The following is a 24,743-nucleotide window of genomic DNA, read 5'->3' on the forward strand; positions in this document are numbered from 1 at the left end:
AACAACCCGACCCTACCGGAAAAACACTGGTGACCGCCGCTATCCTGCTACACCACGCCCCGGGACATCATCCAACATCGTCTTCCGACGACCAGGATGACAGGCTCATGTAGCCCCTCCCCGCTTATCTCCTTAACGATTGTCGACAGGCGCCTCGCGGGTACGGAAATCAGGAATTCGTCGCTGGCGTGTTCCGGCGCGTGAAATTTAGCTGCAGCTTCAGGAGGCGTCTAAACTCGGCAAAATCCTCATCAGACAAACCCGAGAACGCCTCTGCCTCGATCCTGTCCGCTACCTCGTCCGCTTGCGCCAGAATGTCTTGGCCTTCTTTTGTCAACCGCGCTGTCAGGATCCGGCGGCTTTGCGCGCTTTCCTCGCGGGACAGGAACCCGCGGCGTTCAAGCGAGCCGACGATCTCGTTCATGGTTTGTGGCGTTACGAAGAACCGGCGGGAAAGCTCTGCCGAGGAGATTCCGTCTCGCGATCCAATGATACTTAGGACCGTGTATTGAATGCCCGTCAGGCCGAGGGGACGGAGGTCCCGCTCAATCCGGCTGCGAACGGCCTGGTTGGCCTGGTTGAGAAGATACATGGTCCTCGGACGCAGCTTGACCCGCTGCGAAACGGTGCCGGGTTGTCTTGACAATATCAGGTCTCCTTATTTATGGCTCCTTGAGATGTTTATCTCAAGGAGCCGGAAAATGACAGCCAGCGACGGAACGCACGCCTCTCCGGATACGCGCAAGCCTTGGGGTGAGTTCGTGACGGTAGCCATCGAGGATGGGATCGCCTGGATCACGCTCAACAGGCCCGAGAAGCGCAATGCCATCAATCCCGGCATCGTCTACGAGATGAACGCGGTGCTGGACGCGATGGAGGAGAATGACGAAGCAAAGGTTCTCGTCATCACCGGAGCCGGAGAAGCCTTTTCGGCGGGCCAGGATCTGAAGGAGTACTTCCGCATACCCGATGCGGGTCCGCCGCTGGAGCGTGAACGTCTCTACCGTGCCAATGCCGCATGGCAATGGCGCCGCATGATGTACTTTCCCAAACCCACCATTGCCATGGTCAATGGCTGGTGCTTCGGCGGCGCGTTCCAGGTATTGATCGCCTGCGATCTCGCGGTGGCGGCAGACGAGGCCGTTTTCGGACTGTCCGAGATCAACTGGGGAATTATCCCGGCGGGCATAGTGACGAAGTCGGTCGCCGAGGTGATGCGACAGCGCGATGCGCTCTACTACATCATGACCGGCGAAACCTTTGACGGAAAGCGGGCGAAGGAACTTGGCCTCGTCAACATTTCCGTGCCGCGCGCCGAGCTGCGCGAGCGCACGATCAAGCTCGCCCAGACTCTGATGGAGAAGAATCCATTCGTTCTGCGCGCCGCCAAGACGGCCTATCACCATGTGAAGGCCATGTCCTGGGAATCCGCCTTCGAGTATCTCATGGCGAAGTCTGACGCGACCAAGTATCGAGACCCGGAAAAGGGCGATCAGGTCGGGATGAAGCAGTTTCTGGACGAAAAGTCTTATCGCCCGGGGCTCGAGAGCTACAAGCGCGAGAGTTGAGACATGGTTCAAGACGGGAGGGGAATTGACCGGCTGCTGCGGCCGCGTTCCGTGGCCGTGGTCGGGGCGTCGTCTGAACCTTTTTCGCTCGGCGCCAATGTCATGGCGAATTTCGAAACCTTTGGCTACACGGGCAATCTCCATCCGGTCAGCCGGCGTTTCGAGACGATCAACGGCATTCCGTGCCGCAAGTCGATTTCGGAACTGCCGGACGGCATCGATCTGGCTGCCCTGGTTGTGCCCGCTGCAGCAGTCCGGCAGGCGATTGAGGAGTGCGCTGCCAAGGGCATTGGCAGCGCGGTCATATTCGCCTCGGGTTTTGCGGAACTTGGAGAGGAGGGCCTGGCCGAGCAGGCGGAGATCGCCCGCATTGCCCGTGCAGCCGGGATGGCTGTGCTCGGACCGAACTGCCTGGGCTTCACCAATTTCGTTTCGTCCGTGCCGGTGACATTCGAGCGCATCCAGCCGATGGCGCTCAACGGCCCTGCGGTTGCCGTCGTGGCACAGAGCGGGGCTATGACCGGGAATATCCGTGAAGCCCTGCGCAGCCGCGGATTGCCCATCGCCTACGCCATCTCGACGGGCAATGAGGCGGTTCTTGCGGCGGAGGACATTCTTTCGGAGCTGGTCGACGACGAAGCCGTCGGTTCCTTTGCCGTCTTCGTTGAACAGATCCGCAATCCGTCGGCATTCCTGGCCTTCGCGCACATGGCCTGGGATCGCGGCAAGCCGGTCGTGCTCATGCACCCGGGCCGCAGCCAGCGCTCGCGCGAAGCGGCCCAGTCGCATACCGGCGCCATGGCCGGCGATCACGCCGTCATGGAAACATTCGTGCGAGCGGCGGGAGTCACGCTGGTCAGCAGTTTCGACGAACTGTTCGACACAACCCTTCTGCGCCACCGCTATCCGCATGCGCGGATCAACGGGCTCGGCATCGTCACCAACTCCGGTGCCGTGCGCGGCTTCTGCCTCGATTTCTGCGAAGACATCGGCCTCGAACTGCCGCTGCTTCAGCAGGAGACTTCCGAGGCTCTGGCAGATGTTCTTCCGGACTTTGCGGCCATCGACAATCCGCTCGACATCACGGCGATGGGCATGAGCAAGCCCAGCCTGTTCGGGGACAGCTGCGCAGCAATGCTTGAAGACAAGGGAATAGACGCGCTTCTCGTTGCTGCCATGGGTGGTGCCCCGCGCCAGGTGATGGCCAAGTGGGAATCCCTCAAGCCTGTCATGTCGGATGCCGGAAAACCGGTCGCAATCGCGTTCATGGGCGACGAACTGCCCATGCCGCAGGAATTTCTCGAAGACATCCGCGCAACCGGCGTTCCCTTTTTCCGCTCCCCCGAGCGCGCGATGCGGGCCTTTGCAAACATTGCCCGCCTGGAATACCACACCGGCCTCCCGGCACCCGCGCAGTTGCCCGGCGGCACCACACGCACTGTCGCAGAGCATCAGGGCAAGGCGCTGCTGCGTGAGCGCGGAATCGCGGTTCCCGACGGAGAACTGGCGCGCGATCTGGCCTCGGCCAAGGCCATCGCGGCGCGCATCGGCTATCCTGTCGCGCTCAAGGTGCAGGCAGCCCACATTGCCCACAAGAGCGACCTTGGCGGCGTGAAATTGAATCTGACCGATGAAGCCGCTCTGGACCGTGCCTGGCAGGACATCGAGACTTCGTTGGAAAATCACGCAGCCGGAGAGGCCATCGACGGCATGCTGGTGGAAAAGATGGCGCCTGCCTTCGACCTCGAACTGGTGGTTTCAGCCCGCCGGGATCCCTCCTGGGGAGTGGTGCTGATCTTCGGCTTGGGCGGAGTGCTTACGGAACTCCTGCGCGACATCCGCATGGTCCCGGCCGGAGTGCCCCGAGCCGTGATCGAGAGCAAGCTCCTCTCGCTCAAGGCTGCTCACCTGTTGCAGGGCTACCGTGGCTCGCCGAGGCTCGACATCGACGCTGTCGTGGAGCTGCTCGAACGGCTCGCGCAACTGATGCTTGATGACTGCTCCATTGCCGAGATCGAGATCAATCCTCTCGCGGTATATCCCGAGGGCGGCGGTGTCCGTATCCTGGATGTGCTGATGACAAGGAGGGACTGACATGACCTCGGCCTATCCGGAACTCGGGCTTTTCATAGACAATGAGCTGCGCCCCGGCAGAGGCTCGGGTGACCGCAGGGTCGTCAACCCGGCCACCGGCGACGAACTGGCTCGCCTGCCGATCGCCTCCGCCGAGGACCTCAATGAAGCGCTCACCAGCTCCGAGCGGGCATTTGCCGCGTGGCGCCGGGTATCGGCTCTGGAGCGTTCAAACATCCTGCGCAAGGCGGCGGGTATCATCCGCTCTCGCGTTGATGAATTCGCCCGCACACTCACCCTGGAACAGGGGAAGGTGCTCGCCGAGGCGCGCATCGAGATGATGGCGGCGGCCGACATCATCGACTGGTTTGCCGAAGAGGGACGCCGCGCCTACGGACGTGTCATCCCGTCTCGTCAGCCGGATATTCGTTTCTCGACCCTGCTGGTGCCGGTTGGACCGGTGGCGGCCTTCTCACCGTGGAATTTCCCGGCTGTGATTCCCGCGCGCAAAGTCGCTGCGTCGCTCGCGGCCGGTTGTACCTGTATCATCAAGCCCGCCGAGGAGACACCCGCGACAATGCTTGGGATAGCCCAGGCGTTCGCCGAGGCGGGGCTGCCCGACGGCGTCCTGAACGTGGTGACCGGCGAACCGGCTGAGATCTCAACCCATCTCATAGCCTCCCCGATCATCAGGAAAGTCTCCTTCACCGGTTCCACCGCCGTCGGGCGCGAGATTGGACGGCTTGCCGCCGGCGGCATCAAGCGGGTGACCTTGGAGCTCGGCGGGCATGCGCCTGTGCTCGTGCTTGAAGATGCGGATATCGAGAAGGCCGTAAGTATCAGCGCGGCCTTCAAATTCCGCAATGCGGGCCAGGTCTGTATCGCGCCCACGCGGTTCTATGTCCACGAACGAGTTTACGATGATTTCGTGAACGGGCTTACCACCCGCGCCGCGGCGCTGAAGGTCGCGGACGGCCTTGCAGAGGGGACGCAGATGGGGCCGCTCGCCAATTCACGCCGGGTCAAGGCCATGGAACGTCTCATTTCGGATGCTGTTACGGCCGGCGCGAGACTTACGACTGGCGGAGAAAGCGGCGCAAACCGAGGCTATTTCTGGCAGCCGACCGTGCTTGCCGATGTACCGGAAACGGCGCGCATCATGAACGAGGAGCCTTTCGGGCCGGTCGCCGTTGTCCGCCGGGTCTCTTCCGTGGACGAGGCCATCGCGGCCGCAAACCGTCTTCCCTACGGGCTTGCTGCGTACGCCTTCACGCGCTCGACATCGAACAGCATCCGCCTGGGCCAAGAAATCGAGGCAGGAATGCTTGGGATCAACAACATGATGATCAACCTGGCCGAAACGCCCTTCGGCGGCGTCAAGGAAAGCGGCTACGGAAGCGAAGGCGGCAGTGAAGGGCTGCACGCCTATCTCGACGTTAAGCTGATCAGCGAAAGCTGAGACACCGGAGCGGCGCGATGGATTTCAGCTTCAGTGAGGAACAGCGGCTGCTGCGGGAGAGTGTCCGCACGCTCATGGATCGCCATGCGCCGCCTGACATGGTGGCGCGTCACGACAGGGAGCGCCTTTACCCCTACGAGCTCCACAAGGCTTGGGCAGAAGCCGGTCTTATTGCCCTTCCGTTCTCGGAGAAGCACGGCGGGCTCGGAGGATCCGTCATCGACATGGCGATTGTCGCCGAGGAGATCGCCTACACGAACGCCGATTTCTTCATGGCCTACGCGGGCAACGTCTTCTGTGGACTGAACATCGAGCGCAAGGGAACGGAGGAGCAGAAGGCGGAATTCCTGCCGAGGCTCATCACCGGCGACCTGCGCATGGCGATCTGCATTTCCGAGGCGGACGCGGGCTCCGATGTGGGTGCGATGCGTACCGTCGCGCGCAAGGATGGCGATGTCTGGCGGGTGAACGGCCACAAGCTCTGGTGTACCGGGGCCGGCGCCAAGAACACCTTGCTCAACGTGTATCTCAAGACGGATACGACCGTTCATCATTCCAAGGGCATGTCGCTGTTCTTGATCGACAACGACGCCCCGGGCGTGGACATGAGGAAGCTCGACATGCTCGGGCGCGGCGCCACCGGCACCTACGAGATCAGATTCGATGAGGTGGCCGTCACGCCCGACAGGATTGTTGGCGGCGTGAACGGCGGTTGGGATTGCATTCTTGCCGGTCTTCAGGTGGAACGCATCACCTCGGCGGCGGGCAATTGCGGGGCGGCACGTGCCGTCGTCGATCTCGCCGCCAATTATGCACGCGAGCGCAAGCAGTTCGGCCGGCCCATCGGATCCAACCAGGCCATCGCTCACATGCTGGCCGACATGCGCACCGAAGTTGAAGCGGCGCGGATGCTGATGTGGCGGGCGGCATGGAAAGTGGCGCAGGGAGAGGAAGCGCTGGCGGACATCTCGATGGCGAAGCTCTATTCGTCGGAGACCTACGTCAAGGTTGCAAATATGGGCATGCAGATCTTCGGTGCCTATGGCTACTCCATGGAGTTTCCCATGCAGCGACACTATCGCGATGCCCGCAGCGCGACGATCGCCGCCGGCTCTTCGCAGATGCTGCGGAATCTCATCGCTCGCTCCATGGGACTGAAGGTCCAGTAGTTTTCCGAACACAAATCTTGCATTTTGAGATTTGTGCCGGTTAATTACAGGATACCTTATATACAGCCGATGGCGAGGATTCGGCTGTGTCACAACGGGAGGAACGGAGAGATGCAGGGAACTGCCAGAATAGTCGGATCATTCGTTACAGCGGCTGTCTTGACGCTTGCCGCAACGCTTGATGCCTCAGCCCAGCTGTCGCGCATCACGATTGGTACCGGGCCCGCCGGTACGGCCTATCACCAGATCGGTACAACCGTCTCGGCGGCGTTGCAGGACGCACTCGGCGTTCCGGCGACCGTCCGTCCGTTCAGTGGAACATCCCAGTATCTGCCGATGCTGCATCGTGGGGAAATCGCGATGGGCATCAATTCTGCCTTGGATGCGCAGGAGGCCTACCTGGGACAGGGCGCCTACGGCCAGCCTATGACGGGAATACGGGCGCTCACATTGATCTCCCGCTCGCCCTATGCCTTCTACGTCAAGGCGGACTCAGGGGTGAAGACGCTCGATGAATTGAGGGGGAAACCTGTCATCACCGAATACCGCGCCATCGCCTCCTTCAATCAGGTTAACGCCGCAGTTCTGGCCACGGCCGGCCTCACACCCGACGATGTCGAGGGTTATACGGTAGCCGGTATTCCGGAAGCCACACGCGCTCTGGTCGACGATCGGGTTGTCGCCTCAGCCTCCGTTCTCGGAATACCGGCTCTGCGGGAGGCCGATGCCTCCATTTCCGGTGGCTTACGCGTGCTGCCGTTGGGAGACAAGGAGGATGCCTTGAGTGCCGTGGCGGGCTTTTCGCCCACGACGCTGCAGCCCGGGCCGGCCTATGTGGGTGTCAGCGAACCGACGCGTGTCGCCCAGTTCGACGTCTTCATGAATGTCGGAGCCAGCATGAGCGAGGACGACGCCTATGCTTTGGCGAAGGCAATTCACGAGAACTGGGAAAGCATGCAGCAGAATCTACCCATGCTGCGCGGAATAGCGGCTGACGAACTGGCCTCTCTGAATTTCAGCCACCCCTATCACGAGGGCGCAATCCGCTACTTCCGCGAAGTGGGGCTTTGGACCGACGTCCATCAGGCACGCCAGGACGAGCTGCTCGCCAACTAGTGGATGAGCCTTCGAACTGACCTGAATGCCAGCGACGACACGCCGCTGGCAGTGGCTGATCCATGACAAAAGAGACCAGCAATGATTGCAACCTGCCTCCAGCGCATCTGCCATGCATTCCTTCTTGTTGGCGGAATCATCTGGGCGCTCAACCTGTTCTCCGTGGCGGGCATTTCCCTTATCGAGGCGGAGTGGTTGGGGCCGTACCTGGGAGTAGGCATCGCGGCCGCGTTTCTCGGCCATCCTTACGGCAGCAAGGCCGGTGCGCTGGAAATCGTCGCGGCCCTGGCCGCGATTGCCTCCTGGGTCTGGCTGGCCCTGAACTTCGAATTCTGGATCGTGGACATCGCAGGAGTCACGCCATCGAAATACATCCCGGCAGTCGTTGCGATCGTCCTGTTGATGGAAGCGGTACGCAAGGTCTGCGGCCTGTCGATCACCCTGCTGGTCTGGGCACTCATCGCCTACGGGCTTTTCGGCTATCTGCTTGAGCCGCCATTGCAGGCAGACCGCGTCTCGTTGGAGGCGCTCGCCTTCTATCTCTACTCCGACACCAACGCCATTCCTGGGCTGGTGCTTGCCATTATCGCCTCGATTGTCATTGCATTTCTGCTGCTCGGCAAGCTGATGGAGGTCAGCGGCGCCACGGCGGCCTTCACCGATCTCGCCCTCGCCTTCATGGGCCACCGGCGTGGCGGACCCGCCAAGGTGGCAATCCTGGCCTCCGCCATGTTCGGCTCGATCAGCAGCTCGCCTGTCGCCAACATCATGTCGACAGGAATTGTGACAATCCCGCTGATGAAGCGCACGGGCTTCCAGGCGCACAATGCAGCCGCAATTGAGGCCGTGGCTTCGACCGGGGGACAGATCAGTCCGCCGGTGATGGGCGCCACTGCCTTCCTGATGGCGGAGTTCCTCCAGATTGGCTATGGGCAAGTGGTCCTCGCCGCGCTGCTGCCGGCAATTCTCTACTATCTGTGCCTGTTCCTGCAGGTGGACGCCATCGCGGCGCGCCAGAACTTGAAGGGGCTCGATCGTTCGGAACTGCCACGCTTGAGGCCAACCCTGAAAACGGGCTGGATCTTCATCATCCCGCTTGTCGTCCTCATCTACCTGATCTTCTGGGGCAATACGACTCCCGGCTTCGCCGCCCTCGTCTCCTCTGCATTGCTGCTGGCATTCGCAGTGTATACGGGACGGCTGCGCAGCCGCGAGGAATGGGCCCGGCTCATCTTCGGCAGCGGGGAGTCAATCGTTCCGCTGGTGCTGATCGCCGGTGCCGCCGGCGCAGTGGTCGGCATCATGAACATATCCGGTCTGGGCCAGTCGCTTTCGTTTGTCCTGGTACGCTTGGGTGAAAACTGGGGGCTGCTTGGCATGCTGATCGTGACAGGGCTGTTGGCGATCGTCCTCGGCATGGGCATGCCCTCAACGGCGATCTATATCATCCTTGCCGCGATCTTGGCTCCCACCCTGGCCGCCATGGGCGTATCGGTTCTCGCCGCACACTTCTTCATATTCTACTTCGGTGTGCTTTCCTTTCTTACCCCGCCGGTTGCCGTTTCGAGTTTCGTGGCTGCGGGCCTCGCGGAGACGAACATGTGGAAGACCGGCTGGGCGGGCATGCGGTTTTCCTTCGTCGCCTATCTCATACCCTTTGTTTGGGTCTATGACCCTGCACTTCTGATGGAAGGTAGCTGGATCGCGACGGGCATTGTTGTTGCGACCACAGTCGCGGCAATCATGATCGTCACCAGGGCCATGTCTATCGAAACGGTGCACTGGCGCGGGCGCGTTGTTTATATTGCGCAGTGGCTGATCGCCATTGCTGTCTGTCTTTCTCCCATACTTCTTGGCGCGGAATCCGTGTGGGCAGCGATCCTCGCAGCAGGAGGAATTAGTTTGTGGTTCTTCGCCCAGCGAGAACGGAACGCCCGCGCCGCCACGAGCGCGGCCGATTAAGCCTGTCTCCTGAAGGGCCAATGGGCGAACACCATCAGGGCCGGCGGCCGGCGGCCGCCGCAAGACCGCAATAACCAGCCGGAGACATGACCACGCCTGCCGTTTATGCAGGGTCACCTTCTTCTGGCTGGCACGAAAGGCCAAGTTCGGAAAGTATCTCGTCGGTATGCTCACCGGGCAGGGGCGGTGGTGCGGATACACCGGGTCCATCATGGGCAAAGCGGAAACCCGCGTTGAGAATGGTTGCGCGCGAGATGGCCGGGTTTGGCACTTCAACCTCAAGCATCAGGTTGCGCCCTTCAAGTTGCGGCAACTTCAGCACCTCGCGCACGGGACGCACCGCGCCAGCGGGTACACCCGCTTCCGAAAGTATGGCTTCCCACTCAAGCGCCGTTTTCGTCATGAAGGTCTTTGCAAGTTCCGCCTGCAGTTCCCTGTCATGTGCCATGCGGGAATCCGGATCTGCAAATCTGGGGTCGGAAAGCAGGTCGGGCCGACCTAGCGCCGCGCACAGCCGCTCATACTGATACTGCTGCACGGCTCCTATGGTTATCGCATTCTCGGCGGTTTCGAACGTATCGGCCGTGGGGGCCAGCGAAAAACCGCGATTACCGGTCCGCTTTGGCTCGATGTTGGAGATGACCAGCGGGTTAACCACGGACGCCATCATCACCAGCGAAGCGTCGAGCATTGACATGTCGATATACTGGCCGCGCCGTTCAGGATCCCGCTCACGCTGGATATAGGCCGCCTGGATGGCGAATGCGGCAAGGAGGGCACTGTAGGTATCGACGACAGGAAAGCCGATACGCATCGGCCCACTATCCGGTTCACCCGAAAGGCCCATAAGCCCCGAAACACTTTGAATGATCTGGTCAATTGCTGGATAGTCGCGCATCGGGCCGTCCTGGCCATAGCCCGAGATCGAACAGAATATGAGACCGGGATTGATCTCGCGAACCGTTTCATATCCGAGCCCGAGGCGATCGATTACGCCAGGACGGAAGTTCTCGACCATGATATCAGCCGTGGCAATGAGCCGTCGTGCCGCTTCCCGTCCGAAATCGGTCTTGAGATCAAGGATGATCGATTTCTTGCCGGCGTTGGCACCGATGAACGGCTCCGCCATTCCGCGCAATTCCTTGCGCTGGGTGTAGTTCCGCAGTACGTCCCCGCCGGGTGGCTCGACCTTGATAACCTCTGCCCCGAGCAAGCATAGGAATTGGGTGGCCAGAGGGCCTGCGATAACATGGCTGAAATCTGCGACCCGGACGCCTTCGAGCGGTTGTGCCAATCCTGCTCCTCCGTTTAGTTCATCACATGAACTAATATGAGGAAGTCTGTCAAGCCGGGATCAGTCGTCACCTTCTCCGGCAATCGCCGCCGACAATCCGGTACGCTGTGCCTGCCGCTCGCCAAGATGCGCGTATAGCTTATTGAGAAGGTCGAAGAACTGCCGTCGCTCTTTCTCGGTGAAGGTTTCAAAGAGCGCGGCATGCTGAGCGGCCACCCGTTCGGAAATTCTTTGGTAGCGCAGCTGTCCCTCTGCCGTAAGTTGCAAAGCGTTGAAGCGCTTGTCAGCCACCACCTTTGCTCGTTCGATCAAGCCGCGCGCTTCGAGCTCCTTGACCAGCTTCGTAATTGCCGACTTCTTGAAGACCAGCGTTGCAGCGAGATCGTTCTGAGAAATCCCCGGATTGAGGGCGATGACACTCAAGACCGCGATCTCACCGTGCTCCGTGGCAAGGTCACCGAAAAATTCCGCATTCTCGGCGCGGATATAGGCGCGCAGGGCGCGTGTCAGGAATGGCAGATTCTCTCGCAGGGAGCCGAGGACCACCCGATCCTGTTGCCCCCCATCCGATGTACCCGCCATGTGCGTCCCCCTCCTTTACTCGATCGCTGACTATCCCTCGCGCCCAAACCTGTCAAACCTGCCAACTTGACGCCCTTCCAATTAGTTCATAACATGAACTATAGGAAAAGGAGGGATGCTTGCCGCACTCATCGTCGCTTCGGTTCGGAGAAGCAGCCGGAACACTACTAGACCGTGCCTTCGACGCGCGCGATCGGCATCGGCCCAGCGTCCCCCTGCCTCGAATAGGCATCTTCGGCAATGGCTTTCCCGAAACACTGGTTGCCGCTGCAGGTGGCCTTCCGGTGCATCTTTCGATGGGACGGCTCAGAAGGACGACGGCCATCGACGAGTTCATAGAACCTTTCGTCGACGAGGAAGTCCGTGTCTTTCTCAATCGCCTGATGAACGGCGAATTTGCGGACTGCCTTGGGATCATCTTTGCCCGCGACGATGCACCAGCGTTGGTTGCCTATCAGTACACCTCCGAGTGGGTGCGGCAGGGCCGGGCACCGAAATCCGTTCCGCCGCTGTTCCTCTGGAACCTGGTCCATACCGCAACGCCGGCCGTGATGCACTTTAACGCCCTTCAGGCCGAAAAACTGTTCGACTTCTTTGAACGGATTGGCCTGAGGAGACCTTCTGATGAAGCGATTGCTGAGGCAGCAGCCGCTGAGGCTGGCCGCCGCCAGGCGCTTGAACGTCTCGAAACAGCAGGATTGTCCGGTACGACTGCGATGCGTTGGCGTAACGCAGGTCGCTTCATGTCGGCAACCGAACATGCCGACCTCCTCAATGCCGCCCTTGTGGATACCAAAAGGACCGCGCAAAAGGGTATGCGCATCGGACTGATCGGATCGTCGCTCGCATCAACCGCTTCCTACGAAGTCTTTGAACGCTTCGGAACAATCGTGTGCGATTGGCAGCCCTGGGGCGCCGTCTGGCCCGGCCCGGGAAACGGCAATGCGACCTTGCCTGAAATCCTGCGCGCAACGGCGGCCGATCCCTCTTGCCCTCGTATTACGCCAACCACGGCTTACCGGAACGCCCTGCTTCAGGCTCTCGCAAACGCGCGCTGTGACCTCGTGCTCTGCCAGCTCGCACCGACTGACGACACCTTCGGCTGGGAAATTCCGGCTCTCGCCTCCAGCCTCGAAAGAAGAGCTATCGCCTTCATCAATCTAGGTTTCCGCGACACGGATCCCGAAACCTGGCACGCACGCGCCGCAACGCTCATTTCCGCCAAGCTTGAGGCCCGAAAGTGACAAGCACCTACGTGCCGCTTGAATCCACCAGAATTGCCACAGACCATCAACGCGGATGGGCCAAAAGCCTTCGGGCGCAAATTACCTCGGGCGCCAAATACGCCTTCGTCAACGCCGATACCCCGCACGAACTCTTTCATCACATGGGCCTGCCTATTGTGACCAACCAGTGGTGGTCGGCGATCATCGCGGCAAAGCAGCTCTCGGAATACTACTTCGATTATATGGAAACCCTTGGTTTCCACGACCGGCTTGCGCGTTATTCCAGCCTTCCTCTCATCGCGGAACTCGAGGGAGATACCGAGCGGCAGCCATGGGGAGGCCTGCCGAAACCGTCCATCCTGTGCGCACGCCAGAGCGCCGACGATCATCAGAAGATCTTTTCGCTCTGGTCGGAAAGAACGGGGGCGCCGCTCTTTCTCATTTCCGCGCCAGCTGTGCCTGACCCGCATCCGGAATGGTGGCGGCTTGCCCGGAGTGACTGGGAAACGCTTTACAGGAGCGACAGGCTCGATCTCATGGTGGCGGAGTTCGAAGCCCTCATCGCCCAGCTCGAGGAACTCACAGGCCGCTCGTTCGATCATGACGGCTTCGTCCGCTACATGGAAGCGATCAATGAGCAGGAACGCATTTTCGAGGACATTTCGGAAATCCTCGCTACTGCTCCACGTTGCCCGATCCGGATTTCCGAGCAGATCCCCAACGTGATGATCCCGCAGTGGCATAGGGGATCAGAATGGGCACTGTCCCACGCGAAGCGTTTTCGCGCCGAGCTTCACGAGCGTGTCAAGGCTGGCGTATCAGTGCTCGAGGAAGAGCGTATCCGCATGATGTGGATCGGCGCTGGTCTCTGGTTTGACACGAGCTTCTACTCAACCTTCGAGGAAAGCCATGGAGCGGTCTTCGCCTGGTCCATGTACCTTCCCTTCGCCGCCGACGGCTACATTCGCGAGATCAAAGGCGACTCACTGCGTGCCCTCGCAGCGCGGGTCTCTGCCATGAACGAACAGCTGCACCAGCCACCATGGATCAATAGCTGGTTGGTCGAGCAGGCGAAGAAGTACCGGATTGATGTGGCACTGATGCTTATTCCCGAGCATGATCGCTTTTCGGGCCAGGGTTCCCTCTTTGCGAAGAAGGCTCTGGAGGAGGCGGGTGTTCGCGTCATCGAAGTCTGGTCCGACATGGTCGACAGGCGCAAGTGGAACCGGGACGAGATGTCCGCCCGCGTCAGCGCCGTTCTCGACGCCGTGCTGGCAGAGAAAGGCGTTTGACTTAGTTCATTCGCTTAACTACCATCCGGGATTGGGATCGGCGCATAACACTTGCGGACAGATGGGAGGAACGCGGTGGGTGCATTGGATGGACTGAAGATCGCCGACTTTTCTTGGGTTGGCGCAGGTCCGCGGGCAACCAAAGACCTCGCCGACAACGGTGCAACAGTCATCAAGATCGAATCCCGCAAGCGCCTCGATTTGGGCCGCATGTCCCCACCCTTTGCCGGTGATCCGAAGGACGTCGACGGTTCGGCATTTTTTGCGCAGACGAACACCTCAAAGAGGAGCGTCACGGTCAACCTGTCCGACCCGCGCGGCATCGAGATCGCGAAAAAGCTCGTGGCATGGGCGGACGTGGTGGTAGAAAATTTCGGGCCGGGCTTCATGGAGCGCATCGGTTTGCACTATCAGGCGCTTCGGAAAATCAAGCCGGACATAATACTTGCCAGTGTTTCGGTAGCCGGGAGGACAGGGCCTCTGTCCGGCTTTCGCGGTTACGGCAACTCCGCTGCGGCCCATTCTGGCCACGCCTGGCTGACAGGCGAGCCGGGAAGCCCACCGCACATGCCTCCCCTCGCCTATGGCGACGTGGTAGCCCCGATGTTTCTCACCGTCGCCATTCTCGCCGCGCTCGAACATCGCGCTCGTACCGGCGAAGGCCAGCACGTCGACGTCTCGCAGATTGAGCCGATGGTGCACGTCATCGCCGATCTCTACGCCCAGGACGAAGCAAAAAAGACAGGCAACGACGACATCGACTTCCTGATCCATGGCGTCTTCCCGACACAGGGCGATGACCACTGGATCGCGATCGCCGTCGAGAACGAAACTCAGGCCGAGGCACTCAAGCGCGAGCTTGGCATTTCGAGCCTAGACCGCGACGCCATCAGCGCTGCGACCAGCGCGCATGACAAGTTCGCACTCTTTGACCGGCTGGCCGCCGCCGGTGTCCCCGCAGGCCCGGTGCTCGACGGCAAGAACGTCCTCGAGAACCCAGAGCTCGCGGCCGCTGGCCATTTCGTCAAGCTCGACCACCCCGTGCTGGGACCGTCGAATATGCCTGCTCCGCCCTATGTGCTGCACGGCACGCCGGGCAAGGTGAACCGCGCGCCGCGCCTTGGCGAGCACAACCGCGAAGTCTTCATCGACATGCTTGGCCTCGAAGCGGACGAGATCGAGATTCTAATCGCCGAAGGGTGTCTCGCATGAGCATGCTGGCCGCTCTCCGCGTTCTCGAGATCGCTGACGGGCTCACCGATTTCGGCGGCCGCATGCTGGCGGAGCTGGGCGCCGACGTTGCCGTTGTCCTTCCCGTGACAAAGGCCAACCGTGCCCGCACGCTCGCCTGGCACCACGGCAAGACGGTCATCGCGCCCGATGACGCCGAGGCGATCCGCGCCCTCGCGGCCAAGGCTGATGTCGTCCTCGACGGCCAGCGCGAAGGCGACCGCTTCGGCCTCGACAAAGCCGTTTCGGACAAAACCATCTACATCCGTGTTGCGCCCTTCAGCGCCAACGGTCCCTATGCCGGCCGCCCGGCAACGGACCTCACGCTCTTTGCGCTTTCGGGCCTCATGCACGTCACCGGCGAACCAGACGGGCCGCCCCTGAAATTCCCCGGTCAGCAGGCATATGCCCTGACCGGTATCCAAGCGGCCACCGTCGCCCTCCTGGGGCTTTACGCCCGTCGGCGTACAGGCAAGGGGCAGAAAGCGGACCTCTCCGCCTTCCAGTGCGCCACACTCTCGAACTACCGCGAAGCCATCATGTACGAATGGACCGGCCGCATCGGCCGCCGCCGAGGCAACATGCTGGTGCGCGGCAAGTCGGGCGTACGCCAGATCTGGGAGTGCAAGGACGGCTTCGTTACTTGGTCGATGATCGACAACCCGTCAATGATGCGCGCGGTCGTGTCCGTTATGGAGGAAAAGGGCGCCGCAGGGGAGCTGAGCCATATCGACTGGAACAACACCCTTGTCGCGGACACCCCACAGGAAACCATCGAGCGTTGGCAGGGGATCGTCGCTGCCTTCTTTGCCAACCATACGCGCGAAGAACTGGGCGCCTGGTCGCTCGAAAAGGGCTGGGGCCTGTCCGTGATCTGCAGCCCGCAGGATGTATGCGACAGCGAACACCTGAAGGCACGCGGCCTTTTCGTCGAGGTGACAGACGAAGAAACGGGCAAGACCGTATCGGTCCCCGGCCCTCTCTTCCGTTCGGCGCAGATGGATACCCCGAGGCGTACCCTCGCAAAGCCGGTGCCTGCCTCAAGCTTCACGGGATGGTAAGGGTAATGAGCGCGCTCGAAAGGGTCAGGGTCGTCGACTTTTCGAAATTCCTGCCGGGGCCTTATTGCACCTGGCTGCTCGCCGACATGGGCGCCGACGTTATCCGCATCGAGAACCCGCGCGAGATCGCCAAGCAAGCCAAGGTGTTCGGCTGGGACCGGCTCTCCGAGGACGAGCGCAAGGCGCTGCGTGAGGTCGATATCCTGGCCCGCAACAAGCGCTCGGTAATGCTCGATATCGGTGACGAGAAGGCGCAGGAAGCTATTAAGGCGCTGGTTGCCACCGCCGATATCGTGGTCGAGGATTACCGGCCGGGCGTACTCGAAGGCATCGGGCTAGGCTACGAGTCGCTCAAGGCCGTCAAGCCCGACCTCATCTATGTGAGCCTCACCCTTTGTGGGCAGACCGGCCCTTATCGAGAAAAGCCCGGACACGATCCGATCGCGCTTGCCATATCTGGCGTTCTCTCACGCATCGGTGAGAACCCCGACGCACCGAGTTTCCCGGGAGTACCTGCTGCCGACGTCATTACCGGCACCCACGCCGCCTTTGCGACACTCGCCGCCTTCATTCACCGCCAGCGCACCGGCGAGGGGCGGCATATCGATGTGGCGATGAGCGATTGTGCGATGAGTCTTCTCGTCAACGTACTCTCGCGCCATCCAGACCCTTCGACCATTCCTCCACGCGGCACACGTCGCGCCGACACGGGGCTGTGGCGCACGAAGGATGGCTCCTTCATCTGCACCACCGATATGGAACCGCGCTACTGGCGCACCTTCTGTGAAACGATTGGGCGGCCCGATTTCATCGAAAGCCAGAATGATGTTGCGCGCCGCAGCGAAATCCGTGCCGAACTCGAGGAGCTATTTGCGTCACGCACCCGTGACGAATGGATCAGGATTCTGGAAGCGGCCGGAACGCAGTTTGCTCCGGTCAATGAGATTTCCGAAGCACTAGTTGATCCCCACCTCCGCGCACGCGGCATGGTTATAGAAAAGCAGGGAACATCCGGCCGCACCGTGCGACAGATTGGACAGCCAGTCCGGTTGGAGGGGGAGACCAGAATCCGGAATTTAGGCCATGCGCCCGGCAGCGACACGGAAGAGGTTCTATCGGAACTGGGACTTTCCAAGGAAAAGATCAACCAGCTCAAGCCAAAGGCAACCTGACGCGCAGGGATGCCCGAACAGAGGGAGGAGAACCATGACAATTAGATCAATAACCATCGCGCTGCTCACCGCGGTGAGTATGGGTACGGCATCCGGCGCCGTGGCGGCGGAGTTCGAACTGACTTACTCAACCACCTATTCTCCAACACATCCGTATGGCCAGGCGGATGAAATGTGGATTCAGCGCATCGAGGAGCAGACCAACGGCCGCGTAAAGATAACCCCCTTCTGGGGTGGTGCGCTCATCAGCAGCCGGGAAGGTATCGACGAGCTCAACGCCGGTGTAGCGGACATCGCCTACATTGCTCCGATCTACGCGACCTCCGGCTATGATCTCAACCGGCTCACGCCGCAATTCTTCTACGGCTATGAGGACGCTTCCAAGGTTCTCGAGGTTTATCTGCAGCTCTGGGAAGAATATCCGCAATATGCGGAGGAACTCGATGGCGCCCAGGTACTCGGCTACAATGTGGGCACCCCGATGCATCTGATGCTTCGGGAAAAGCCCTTTACCCAACTTTCGGACCTCGAAGGTCTCCGTATCCGTTCGGCCGTAGATTATATCGGCGCGCTTACCGCGGCCGGCGCCGAGGGCGTTACCATGCCCATGACCGAAACCTATCCGTCGCTGCAGCGCGGCGTTCTGGATGGCGTTATCGCTCCTTATGAGGCGCTGAAGTCGCTGAGTTTCGCGGAGGTGATCAAGTATTATTCCGAACTGCCGCACAGCCGCGGGGCCTATCCCTCGCGTGCAATAAACGCGGCCGCGTGGTCACGCCTGCCTGAGGACATACAGCAGGTTTTTCTCGATAATATCGATTTCCTCACGCAGAAAACCTACGAACTTGCGCAGGCTGCCGAAGATGAAGGCCGTGCTTACGGCGAGCAGCTTGGCGTTCAGTTCAACGCCGTAGCGCCCGAGGTCATCGCCGAGTACTCTGCTGCCTTCGAGCCCGCCGCCAGGGAGACTGCAGCGCAGCTCGATGCAAAAGGGCTGCCGGGCACGGAAATTCTCGACAAGATTCGCGCCGCCATCAAGAACTAGAGCGAAGGAACGCTTTGCTGCCCGGGCAACCCCGTGGCGGCAAAGCGGCACCGAATAGACCATGCATTTCATTGATACGACTTTGCGACGTATTTGCGCCACAGCCGGCGTAATAGGCATTGCCGCCATTCTCGGCCTTATGGGGCTGACGGTCATTACCGTGGTGCTGCGTGCCCTGCACATCGCTTTTCCGGGAACATACTCACTTTCTGAGCTTCTGCTGATCCCCGCCGTGAGCATTTCGATTGCCTATGCTGCCATGCATAACGACCACACGCGGGCGGTAATCTTCGTAAATCGGATTTCAAACACTAGGCTTCGCCACTTCATTCACGGCCTCATGCTGATCTTGGGGTCGCTGTTCTGGGCGGTGGTGGCTTGGGCCACCATGCGCGAGGCGATCCGTCGTATGGCACAGAACGAGCTTTCGCCCATCATCGACGTCCCGGTGGCTCCGTTTCGCTGGGCAATGGCGTTGGCCATCCTCCTTTGCGTGATCGTGCTGCTCTGGCAGGGGTTCAAGCTCCTGAAAGGCATCCCGGTCGAAGATGAATCTCACCAGTACGCGGACCCGGAAAAATGACCGCGCCGACATTCGGCTTGATCGGAATTGTCATCCTGTTCACGTTGATCGGCTTCGGCATGCCGATCGGCTTTGCGATGGGCCTTGTCGGCTTTGCAGGGTTCGCGTTCCTGGTGAGTCTTGATGCCGCCATCGTGAGGACCGGCGTCACCACCTATAACCTTGCCACCAACTACGCCATCGGCACGGTACCGCTGTTTCTTTTCATGGCTCACATCCTCTTCGCGGCTGGTATCGGCAAGGATCTTTTCGACTTTGCCGCCAAGTGGATTGGCCGCCGGCGCGGCGGCCTGGCAATGGCAACTATCGGTGCTTCGGCTGGATTTGCCTCCGTCAACGCTTCCAGCCTTGCGGCGACAGCGACCATGGGGCTCATCGCGCTACCTGAAATGCGCAAACACAACTACGGTCTTCCACTAGCCTCGGGCAGCGTCGTTGCTGGCGGCACAATCGGCTCGCTTATCCCGCCCAGCGGCATGTTTATCATCTACGGCATCCTTACCGAGACTTCGATCGGAAGGCTTTTCTCCGCTGGCATCATCCCCGGCATCCTGCTCGCCATCTTCTACATGGTAGCGATCGGCATCTGGTGCCGCGTCGATCCCGGGGCCGGGCCGCGCGGACCCAAATATTCCTGGCGAGAAAAGCTTCTGAGCTTCACCAAGATCGGCGAAGTCCTCGCGCTCTTCGTTCTTGTCATGGGCGGCATCATCAGCGGCTGGTTTACCGCCACTGAAGCTGGCGCGGTAGGCGCAACGGGGGCCATCCTCATCGCCCTCGTCCGGCGGCGTCTGACATTTGAAAGCGCCAAAACCGCCATTTATGCCACTCTTAAGACAACCGGCATGATCTTCGGCATCCTTTTTGGCGCCATGGTTTTCAACAGCTTCGTCACCGTTACCACTATCCCCACGCGCGTCGTCGACTTGGTGGCGAATGGCGACTTCTCACCCATGGTCGTGCTGCTGCTGATCCTGATAGTCTATTTCTTTCTGGGTATGATCCTCGATGCCTCAGCGATGATGACGCTGACCGTCCCCCTCTTCTTTCCAATCGTCACGTCGCTGGGCTTCGATGCGATTCTCTTCGGTGTTCTGGTCGTCCGCATGACGGAGATCGCTCTCATCACGCCGCCGGTAGGGATGAATGTCTATGTCCTTTCAGGTATCGCCAAAGATATCCCCCTGACCACCATGTTCCGGGGTGCCATGCCATTCGTCGCGGCTGACATTCTGCACGTAACAGCCCTCATCATCTTCCCCGCGCTTGCTCTCTGGTTGGCCTACCTATGAGCGATAGCCGGCGGACGAGCTGGGCGCTGGTCACCACAACCGGCGTACTCACAGGTTTGGGACACGGCTTTGCCGCCTTTGCGGTTTCCGCCCTACTGAAGCCCCTTGCCGTCGACCTGAATACGGGGCGCGGTACCGTTTCGACCGCCATTGGACTGGGCAGGCTCATCAGTGGACTTTCCGCCCCAATCGTAGGGCGCATCACCGACCTCCACGGGCCACGCCTTATTGTGATCGGCGGTATGCTTCTTTCAGCGCTTGGACTTTTCGTCCTTGCTTTCGTGCGCTCCGAGCTCGAACTTTATATCGCCTGGTCGCTGCTAATTTCGGCTGGCGTAGCGGCAGGTTTTACCGTTGCGCTCGATAAGCTTGTCGTCGCCAGCGTCGCGCGAAGGCGCGGCATGGCGCTTGCGGTGCGGTTCTCGATATCGGCACTCGTCGCGACGCTGATCGTGCCCGTAGTCAGCGTCATGGTCGAAGTTGTCGGCTGGCGTCAGACATGCATCGCCTGGGCCGCCATCACCCTCCTGTTGATCCCGATTCCGGCAATCTGGTTTCGGCGGGCTCCGGTTGCGGAATGCGGAACACTGGAGCTCCGGGATCACGTCGAAGCGAACACCTTGGCCGCGCCATTCAAGGTTCGATCCTTTCTGGGGAACATGAATTTCTGGCTTGTCGCCACGGCACTTTGCGCGCAGGCATCCGTTACCACCGGGCTTTCAGTGCACCTCCTGCCCTTAATGACTGACTACGGGCTCGATCCGGTATTTGCAGGAACACTCTTGGGCGCCACGATCCTCATGACCATTCCGGTTCGTCTGCTGGCCGGCTATATCGCCGACCGGTTGGACCCGAGGCTTCTTCCCAGCATGCTTAGCGGCCTCCTCCTCCTCGAGGGCCTCGCCATTTGCAGCTTCCCGCTTGCGCCGGGCCTTCCGGCCATGCTCGTTGTTGCATGCGCCCTCGGAATCGCCGCCGGCGCCCCCATGGTTCTCGTGCTTGTCATCTGCAACGAACTGTTCGGCCAGTCCAGATTCGGCACTGTCCAGGGAAGTCTGATGATGATCCAGTTTCCCGGAACCACGCTGGCGCCAGCCCTGGCAGGCTATATATACGATTTCACTGGGTCGTATGTCGCGGTTATCGCCGGCTTTGGAATTCTGTTGATTCTTGGCGGTTCGATGCTTGGCTTCGTACGGATGCCGGATCAACGCCGCTAGGTCACCAGTTCGCTATACACCCGCCGGACAAATAGCTTCAAGCGCGGGGATTTCTTCCAGCTTAAAGAGGTAGCGTGCCGCAACCGTTTCGTCGATCTCGATGCCAAGTCCGGGGGCGTCCGGCGCACTCCAAACTCCATTCTTCATATCGAGCGGATAGACCTCGGTGCAGATGTCTCGAAACGAGGGTACAAGCCCTACCGTTCGGACCATAGCGCCGCCGCCTGAAAAAATCTTATAGTTCAAGGGATCAGTAATGGCGCGAGTGACGGGGCTCGAACCCGCGACCTCCGGCGTGACAGGCCGGCACTCTAACCAGCTGAGCTACACCCGCGCTTCGACGCGGCTCGCGCGTCGTGGCGGTGAATTAGGCGCTTCCCGTTGCGCTGTCAAGCAGGTGCAAGCGGGTAACCGGTGAATTCGTCTATTAGCCTGTTGAAGGGCGATTCCCCCTTGCGATCGGGCAGCGAACGGCCTAAACGGACGGGCTTGAAAATGGGCGGCAGCACCGCCCCTTCAGGCGGGCGATTAGCTCAGCTGGTAGAGCGCTTCGTTTACACCGAAGATGTCGGGAGTTCGAGTCTCTCATCGCCCACCATTTCAACCCTTGGAATCACCGGAAGTGACCCCGGGGCCGCTATTCAGCCCTCGTGAAAAGATGGCCTGCGTCAATCGTCAGCGGGCCCCGATCCCTGATGCAACCACGATCTCGGATGCTGGAGCCGCCTTTCCTGCGCGGGTTCAATGAGAACCTGACAGCGCTCGCGCTCAAGCACTTGAAAGTCTGATTTTTGAGGCCTTTGGCTAAGTGGCGGGTTTTCGATGGCCCGCAAAGTGCTGGGGATCCCGCCCTTCGAGCACGCCCGCGCCGCATGGGCTGTGCGTGGCCGGAAACCCGATTGGCGAGATCGCGAATTACCTGTCGGCGAATAAGGCTACCGTCAAGAAGCACGATCGCCGTCGCCACCGTGGCATTACAGGATACCCGAAGGGTCCTCGCGACGGGCTCAGGGCAGACGCCGAGGAGGCGGAACGTGGGATGGCCGGCCGCCCGCCAATCTCACTCGCGCATCAGCACGGCCGCGCGTTCGCGGGATGAAAGCTCCCGCACCGTCTCTTCTTTCCGCCAGACAGGCTCGAACCCCATTTTCTGATAGAGGCCGAGCGCGGCGGGATGATCGAGCGTGCAGGTCTCCACCGAGACCAGACGGGGATTGTGCGCCCAGGCAGCCCGGATCGCCTCTCCCAGGAACCAGCGACCGAGCCCGCGGCCGATCGCATGCGCCATCAGGCCGAAATGAACGAGCCGGCATTCCCCCTCGTTGAGAAGCCTCAGCTCGAAGAACCCCGCCGGGGCGCCGTCCATATAGAGCACGTGGATGTCCGTGCGGCTGCTTGAGAGCCGTTCGGCAAGCTCCGCATCGCTCAGCATCAGCGCGGCCGTCCAGTGCCATGTCCGGCCTACCCGGTCGTAGAGATAGCGGTAATAGTGCAGCGGCATGTTGCGGCATCTCAGAAGCGCAAGCTGAACGCCCACCGGCAGCGGCGGATAACGCTCGGGCGGCCGGTCCATCCGCAGCCGCGTGACGGTCGCGCGAAGCACCCGGCCTTCTCCTGCCGAACCGCCGCTCATCCCTCCTCCGTCACGACCGGCGTGTCGGTTCTGCCGCCCCACTCGCTCCAGGAGCCGTCGTAAAGCCGGTTGTCACGATGGCCGAGCGACTCCAAGGCCAGCGTGATCACCGCCGCCGTAACGCCAGAGCCGCAGGAGGTGACGACCGGGCGCGACAGATCCACGCCGGCCTCCGCCAGCCGTGTGCGAAGCCGATCGAGCGGCAGCAGGCTGCCGTTTTCGGCAAGCGATGCGGCCGGCACGTTCAACGCTCCGGGCATATGGCCGGAGCGCACGCCGGGGCGCGGTTCCGGCTCCTTGCCGGCGAAGCGCCCGGGCGAACGCGCGTCAGCGATCTGCGCCTCGCCCGTTTCCACGAGCCGCCGCATCTCGGCAAGCGTTGCCACGCGGCTTTCATCGAATTCCGGCATGAAGGCGGACGGAGCGATCCGGGTCGGCTCCGCCGTCACGGGACGCCCCTCGGCGCGCCAGCGGTCGAACCCGCCGTCGAGGACATAGACGCGCTCCGCACCCATGACCCGAAAGAGCCACCACACGCGCGGTGCTGAGAAGAGGCCTGGCCCGTCATAAACGACGATGGTGTCGTCCCGCGTGATTCCCATGGAACTTACGTGACGCTGGAATGTGACCGGGTCGGGAAGCGCATGCGGCAGCTCCGATTCGGGATCGACCACAAGATCCTGGTCAAAGAAGATCGCGCCCGGAATGTGCGCTGCCTCGTATTCTACCCGCCCGTCGCGGCCCTGCGCGGGCAGGTACCAAGAGCCGTCTACTATGGACAGGCCAGGCGTCTCCAAACGTTCCTCCAGCCAGTCAGAAGAGACAATGAAGGGGCTCTTTTCGCTCATGGATGCTCCCTGATACCCGCTCGGCGGCAATGAAGGTTCAGCCGCCTTCAATAGATAGGACGCCGCATGTCCCGGCAAGAGGCCTTCGGTTTCGCGCGCCGCTCAGTACGCCGGGAGAGGCCCGAAGCGGATGCGGAACCGCCGGTTCTCGCGCCCCTTCTTCTCGATCTTTCCGATGTGCACCTCTCCCACCTCACCCGTACGCGCCACGTGGGTGCCGCCGCAGGGCTGGCTGTCCACAAGAGCGTCCTCGCCGATACAGACCAGCCGGATGCGACCGCTGCCGGCCGGCGGGCGCACGTTCTTGGACTTCACCAGGGAGGGGTTGGCCTCAAGCTCCTCCTCGGTGATCCAGCGCGTGTAGACGGGGTGGTCGGCCTCCACCAGCTCCATGAGCCGCTCCGTAACGGCCTCCTTGGTCCAGCCCGCCTCGGGCAGATCGAAATCGAGGCGCGAATCGGTCTCGTCCACCGCCGCCCCCGTGACCGGGAAGGGGCAGATAGCGCTGATAAGGTGACAGGCGGTGTGCATGCGCATGAGTCGGTAGCGCCTGTCCCAGTCGATCTCTGCCGTCACCGTCTCGCCCAGCTCAGGCAGGGCTTCGCCTTCGGCGGGCACATGGATGATGTCGTCCTTGGTAAGCCCGGTGACGGTCGTGGCGACGCGGATGCGTGATCCGTCGGCGCGCAGCAGATGCCCCGTATCGCCCGGCTGCCCGCCCGATGTGGCGTAGAATACCGTGCGGTCCAAAATGATGCCGCCGCGCTCGTTGATGCCGGTGACCACGGCTTCTGTCGATTTGAGATAGGGCTGATCGCGGAAAAGCGCTTCGCTGCGCATTGCTGGCTCCGTCGCTGGTTGCAGATGCCGGTTCTGAAAGCAGGCCGAATGCAGCACAGACATAAACCGGATTGTGCC

General features: G+C 61.1%; 22 protein-coding genes and 2 tRNA genes. 16 read left to right on the plus strand and 8 right to left on the minus strand.

Annotated features, from left to right (window positions below; all coding sequences use genetic code 11):
- Positions 1–169: 169 nt before the first annotated feature.
- The gene (locus NYR54_RS10675) at positions 170–592 is read right to left on the minus strand and encodes a MarR family winged helix-turn-helix transcriptional regulator (protein ID WP_261515816.1); all 423 of its coding nucleotides are present in this window, start codon (positions 590–592) and stop codon (positions 170–172) included.
- A gap of 109 nt (positions 593–701) precedes the next feature.
- Between NYR54_RS10675 and NYR54_RS10680 the strand changes: the two genes are divergently transcribed.
- From NYR54_RS10680 to NYR54_RS10705, 6 genes are all read left to right on the plus strand, one after another.
- Positions 702–1,568 carry a p-hydroxycinnamoyl CoA hydratase/lyase gene (locus tag NYR54_RS10680; RefSeq protein ID WP_261515641.1) on the plus strand — a complete coding sequence of 289 codons (867 nt, stop codon included), beginning with the start codon at positions 702–704 and terminating at the stop codon, positions 1,566–1,568.
- A 3-nt stretch (positions 1,569–1,571) separates the two neighbouring features.
- Positions 1,572–3,662: an acetate--CoA ligase family protein gene (locus NYR54_RS10685; RefSeq protein WP_261515642.1), complete on the plus strand. Its 2,091-nt coding sequence runs from the start codon at positions 1,572–1,574 to the stop codon at positions 3,660–3,662.
- Position 3,663: 1 nt separating this feature from the next.
- Entirely contained in the window at positions 3,664–5,100 is a 1,437-nt protein-coding gene (locus tag NYR54_RS10690; RefSeq protein WP_261515643.1) for an NAD-dependent succinate-semialdehyde dehydrogenase, read from the plus strand.
- Between the two features lie 17 nt (positions 5,101–5,117).
- Positions 5,118–6,269, plus strand: a complete 1,152-nt coding sequence (locus NYR54_RS10695) for an acyl-CoA dehydrogenase family protein (RefSeq protein ID WP_261515644.1) — start codon at positions 5,118–5,120, stop codon at positions 6,267–6,269.
- Positions 6,270–6,380: 111 nt separating this feature from the next.
- Positions 6,381–7,385, plus strand: a complete 1,005-nt coding sequence (locus tag NYR54_RS10700) for a TAXI family TRAP transporter solute-binding subunit (RefSeq protein WP_261515646.1) — start codon at positions 6,381–6,383, stop codon at positions 7,383–7,385.
- Positions 7,386–7,466: 81 nt separating this feature from the next.
- Positions 7,467–9,347 carry a TRAP transporter permease gene (locus NYR54_RS10705; protein WP_261515648.1) on the plus strand — a complete coding sequence of 627 codons (1,881 nt, stop codon included), beginning with the start codon at positions 7,467–7,469 and terminating at the stop codon, positions 9,345–9,347.
- A gap of 103 nt (positions 9,348–9,450) precedes the next feature.
- Here NYR54_RS10705 and NYR54_RS10710 read toward each other — a convergent pair whose 3' ends face one another.
- Together NYR54_RS10710 and NYR54_RS10715 are read right to left on the minus strand one after the other, a co-directional pair.
- A complete protein-coding gene (locus NYR54_RS10710; RefSeq protein ID WP_261515649.1) occupies positions 9,451–10,641 on the minus strand; it encodes a CaiB/BaiF CoA transferase family protein in 1,191 nt (396 codons plus the stop codon).
- A 60-nt stretch (positions 10,642–10,701) separates the two neighbouring features.
- Positions 10,702–11,223: a MarR family winged helix-turn-helix transcriptional regulator gene (locus tag NYR54_RS10715; RefSeq protein ID WP_261515650.1), complete on the minus strand. Its 522-nt coding sequence runs from the start codon at positions 11,221–11,223 to the stop codon at positions 10,702–10,704.
- Between the two features lie 119 nt (positions 11,224–11,342).
- On the opposite strand from NYR54_RS10715, the gene NYR54_RS10720 reads away from it, so the two are divergent.
- The 9 genes from NYR54_RS10720 to NYR54_RS10760 all read left to right on the plus strand — a co-directional run bounded on the left by NYR54_RS10720 (position 11,343) and on the right by NYR54_RS10760 (position 21,344).
- Positions 11,343–12,467: a 2-hydroxyacyl-CoA dehydratase family protein gene (locus NYR54_RS10720; RefSeq protein ID WP_261515651.1), complete on the plus strand. Its 1,125-nt coding sequence runs from the start codon at positions 11,343–11,345 to the stop codon at positions 12,465–12,467.
- Positions 12,464–13,741 carry a 2-hydroxyacyl-CoA dehydratase family protein gene (locus NYR54_RS10725; protein ID WP_261515652.1) on the plus strand — a complete coding sequence of 426 codons (1,278 nt, stop codon included), beginning with the start codon at positions 12,464–12,466 and terminating at the stop codon, positions 13,739–13,741. Before NYR54_RS10720 ends, NYR54_RS10725 begins: the two co-directional genes overlap by 4 nt.
- Before the next feature lie 75 nt (positions 13,742–13,816).
- A complete protein-coding gene (locus NYR54_RS10730) occupies positions 13,817–14,953 on the plus strand; it encodes a CaiB/BaiF CoA transferase family protein (RefSeq protein ID WP_261515654.1) in 1,137 nt (378 codons plus the stop codon).
- Positions 14,950–16,032 carry a CoA transferase gene (locus NYR54_RS10735; protein ID WP_261515655.1) on the plus strand — a complete coding sequence of 361 codons (1,083 nt, stop codon included), beginning with the start codon at positions 14,950–14,952 and terminating at the stop codon, positions 16,030–16,032. Before NYR54_RS10730 ends, NYR54_RS10735 begins: the two co-directional genes overlap by 4 nt.
- Before the next feature lie 5 nt (positions 16,033–16,037).
- Entirely contained in the window at positions 16,038–17,204 is a 1,167-nt protein-coding gene (locus NYR54_RS10740) for a CaiB/BaiF CoA transferase family protein (protein WP_261515656.1), read from the plus strand.
- A 34-nt stretch (positions 17,205–17,238) separates the two neighbouring features.
- Positions 17,239–18,249, plus strand: a complete 1,011-nt coding sequence (locus tag NYR54_RS10745) for a TRAP transporter substrate-binding protein (RefSeq protein ID WP_261515657.1) — start codon at positions 17,239–17,241, stop codon at positions 18,247–18,249.
- A gap of 61 nt (positions 18,250–18,310) precedes the next feature.
- On the plus strand, positions 18,311–18,832 hold the full coding sequence (locus NYR54_RS10750) for a TRAP transporter small permease (RefSeq protein WP_261515658.1): 522 nt from the start codon (positions 18,311–18,313) through the stop codon (positions 18,830–18,832).
- Entirely contained in the window at positions 18,829–20,124 is a 1,296-nt protein-coding gene (locus NYR54_RS10755) for a TRAP transporter large permease (RefSeq protein WP_261515659.1), read from the plus strand. Before NYR54_RS10750 ends, NYR54_RS10755 begins: the two co-directional genes overlap by 4 nt.
- Positions 20,121–21,344, plus strand: a complete 1,224-nt coding sequence (locus NYR54_RS10760) for an MFS transporter (protein ID WP_261515660.1) — start codon at positions 20,121–20,123, stop codon at positions 21,342–21,344. Before NYR54_RS10755 ends, NYR54_RS10760 begins: the two co-directional genes overlap by 4 nt.
- A gap of 12 nt (positions 21,345–21,356) precedes the next feature.
- On the opposite strand, the gene NYR54_RS10765 is transcribed toward NYR54_RS10760, so the two are convergent.
- Positions 21,357–21,590: a hypothetical protein gene (locus NYR54_RS10765; protein ID WP_261515661.1), complete on the minus strand. Its 234-nt coding sequence runs from the start codon at positions 21,588–21,590 to the stop codon at positions 21,357–21,359.
- A gap of 11 nt (positions 21,591–21,601) precedes the next feature.
- Positions 21,602–21,678 (minus strand) — tRNA-Asp (locus tag NYR54_RS10770).
- 188 nt (positions 21,679–21,866) lie between these two features.
- Between NYR54_RS10770 and NYR54_RS10775 the strand changes: the two genes are divergently transcribed.
- Positions 21,867–21,942, plus strand: a tRNA-Val gene (locus NYR54_RS10775).
- Between the two features lie 462 nt (positions 21,943–22,404).
- Here NYR54_RS10775 and NYR54_RS10780 read toward each other — a convergent pair.
- The 3 genes from NYR54_RS10780 to NYR54_RS10790 all read right to left on the minus strand — a co-directional run bounded on the left by NYR54_RS10780 (position 22,405) and on the right by NYR54_RS10790 (position 24,665).
- The gene (locus tag NYR54_RS10780; protein WP_261515662.1) at positions 22,405–22,977 is read right to left on the minus strand and encodes a GNAT family N-acetyltransferase; all 573 of its coding nucleotides are present in this window, start codon (positions 22,975–22,977) and stop codon (positions 22,405–22,407) included.
- Entirely contained in the window at positions 22,974–23,825 is an 852-nt protein-coding gene (gene sseA, locus NYR54_RS10785; protein WP_261515663.1) for a 3-mercaptopyruvate sulfurtransferase, read from the minus strand. The genes NYR54_RS10780 and sseA overlap by 4 nt, the downstream gene beginning before the upstream one ends.
- 102 nt (positions 23,826–23,927) lie before the next feature.
- Positions 23,928–24,665: an alanyl-tRNA editing protein gene (locus tag NYR54_RS10790; protein WP_261515664.1), complete on the minus strand. Its 738-nt coding sequence runs from the start codon at positions 24,663–24,665 to the stop codon at positions 23,928–23,930.
- Between the last annotated feature and the right edge of the window lie 78 nt (positions 24,666–24,743).

Source organism: Chelativorans petroleitrophicus, assembly GCF_025398195.1.
GTDB classification, from domain to species: Bacteria; Pseudomonadota; Alphaproteobacteria; order Rhizobiales; family Rhizobiaceae; genus Chelativorans; species Chelativorans petroleitrophicus.

Bases quoted from the DNA above. Each gene is read 5' to 3' on its own strand.
- NYR54_RS10705 (WP_261515648.1), top strand. From the start codon at position 7,467: ATGATTGCAACCTGCCTCCAGCGCATCTGCCATGCATTCCTTCTTGTT.
- NYR54_RS10695 (WP_261515644.1), top strand. From the start codon at position 5,118: ATGGATTTCAGCTTCAGTGAGGAACAGCGGCTGCTGCGGGAGAGTGTC.
- NYR54_RS10745 (WP_261515657.1), top strand. From the start codon at position 17,239: ATGACAATTAGATCAATAACCATCGCGCTGCTCACCGCGGTGAGTATG.
- NYR54_RS10700 (WP_261515646.1), top strand. From the start codon at position 6,381: ATGCAGGGAACTGCCAGAATAGTCGGATCATTCGTTACAGCGGCTGTC.
- NYR54_RS10740 (WP_261515656.1), top strand. From the start codon at position 16,038: ATGAGCGCGCTCGAAAGGGTCAGGGTCGTCGACTTTTCGAAATTCCTG.
- sseA (WP_261515663.1), bottom strand. From the start codon at position 23,825: ATGAGCGAAAAGAGCCCCTTCATTGTCTCTTCTGACTGGCTGGAGGAA.
- NYR54_RS10750 (WP_261515658.1), top strand. From the start codon at position 18,311: ATGCATTTCATTGATACGACTTTGCGACGTATTTGCGCCACAGCCGGC.
- NYR54_RS10790 (WP_261515664.1), bottom strand. From the start codon at position 24,665: ATGCGCAGCGAAGCGCTTTTCCGCGATCAGCCCTATCTCAAATCGACA.
- NYR54_RS10760 (WP_261515660.1), top strand. From the start codon at position 20,121: ATGAGCGATAGCCGGCGGACGAGCTGGGCGCTGGTCACCACAACCGGC.
- NYR54_RS10715 (WP_261515650.1), bottom strand. From the start codon at position 11,223: ATGGCGGGTACATCGGATGGGGGGCAACAGGATCGGGTGGTCCTCGGC.
- NYR54_RS10755 (WP_261515659.1), top strand. From the start codon at position 18,829: ATGACCGCGCCGACATTCGGCTTGATCGGAATTGTCATCCTGTTCACG.
- NYR54_RS10680 (WP_261515641.1), top strand. From the start codon at position 702: ATGACAGCCAGCGACGGAACGCACGCCTCTCCGGATACGCGCAAGCCT.
- NYR54_RS10685 (WP_261515642.1), top strand. From the start codon at position 1,572: ATGGTTCAAGACGGGAGGGGAATTGACCGGCTGCTGCGGCCGCGTTCC.
- NYR54_RS10675 (WP_261515816.1), bottom strand. From the start codon at position 592: ATGTATCTTCTCAACCAGGCCAACCAGGCCGTTCGCAGCCGGATTGAG.
- NYR54_RS10735 (WP_261515655.1), top strand. From the start codon at position 14,950: ATGAGCATGCTGGCCGCTCTCCGCGTTCTCGAGATCGCTGACGGGCTC.
- NYR54_RS10780 (WP_261515662.1), bottom strand. From the start codon at position 22,977: ATGAGCGGCGGTTCGGCAGGAGAAGGCCGGGTGCTTCGCGCGACCGTC.
- NYR54_RS10690 (WP_261515643.1), top strand. From the start codon at position 3,664: ATGACCTCGGCCTATCCGGAACTCGGGCTTTTCATAGACAATGAGCTG.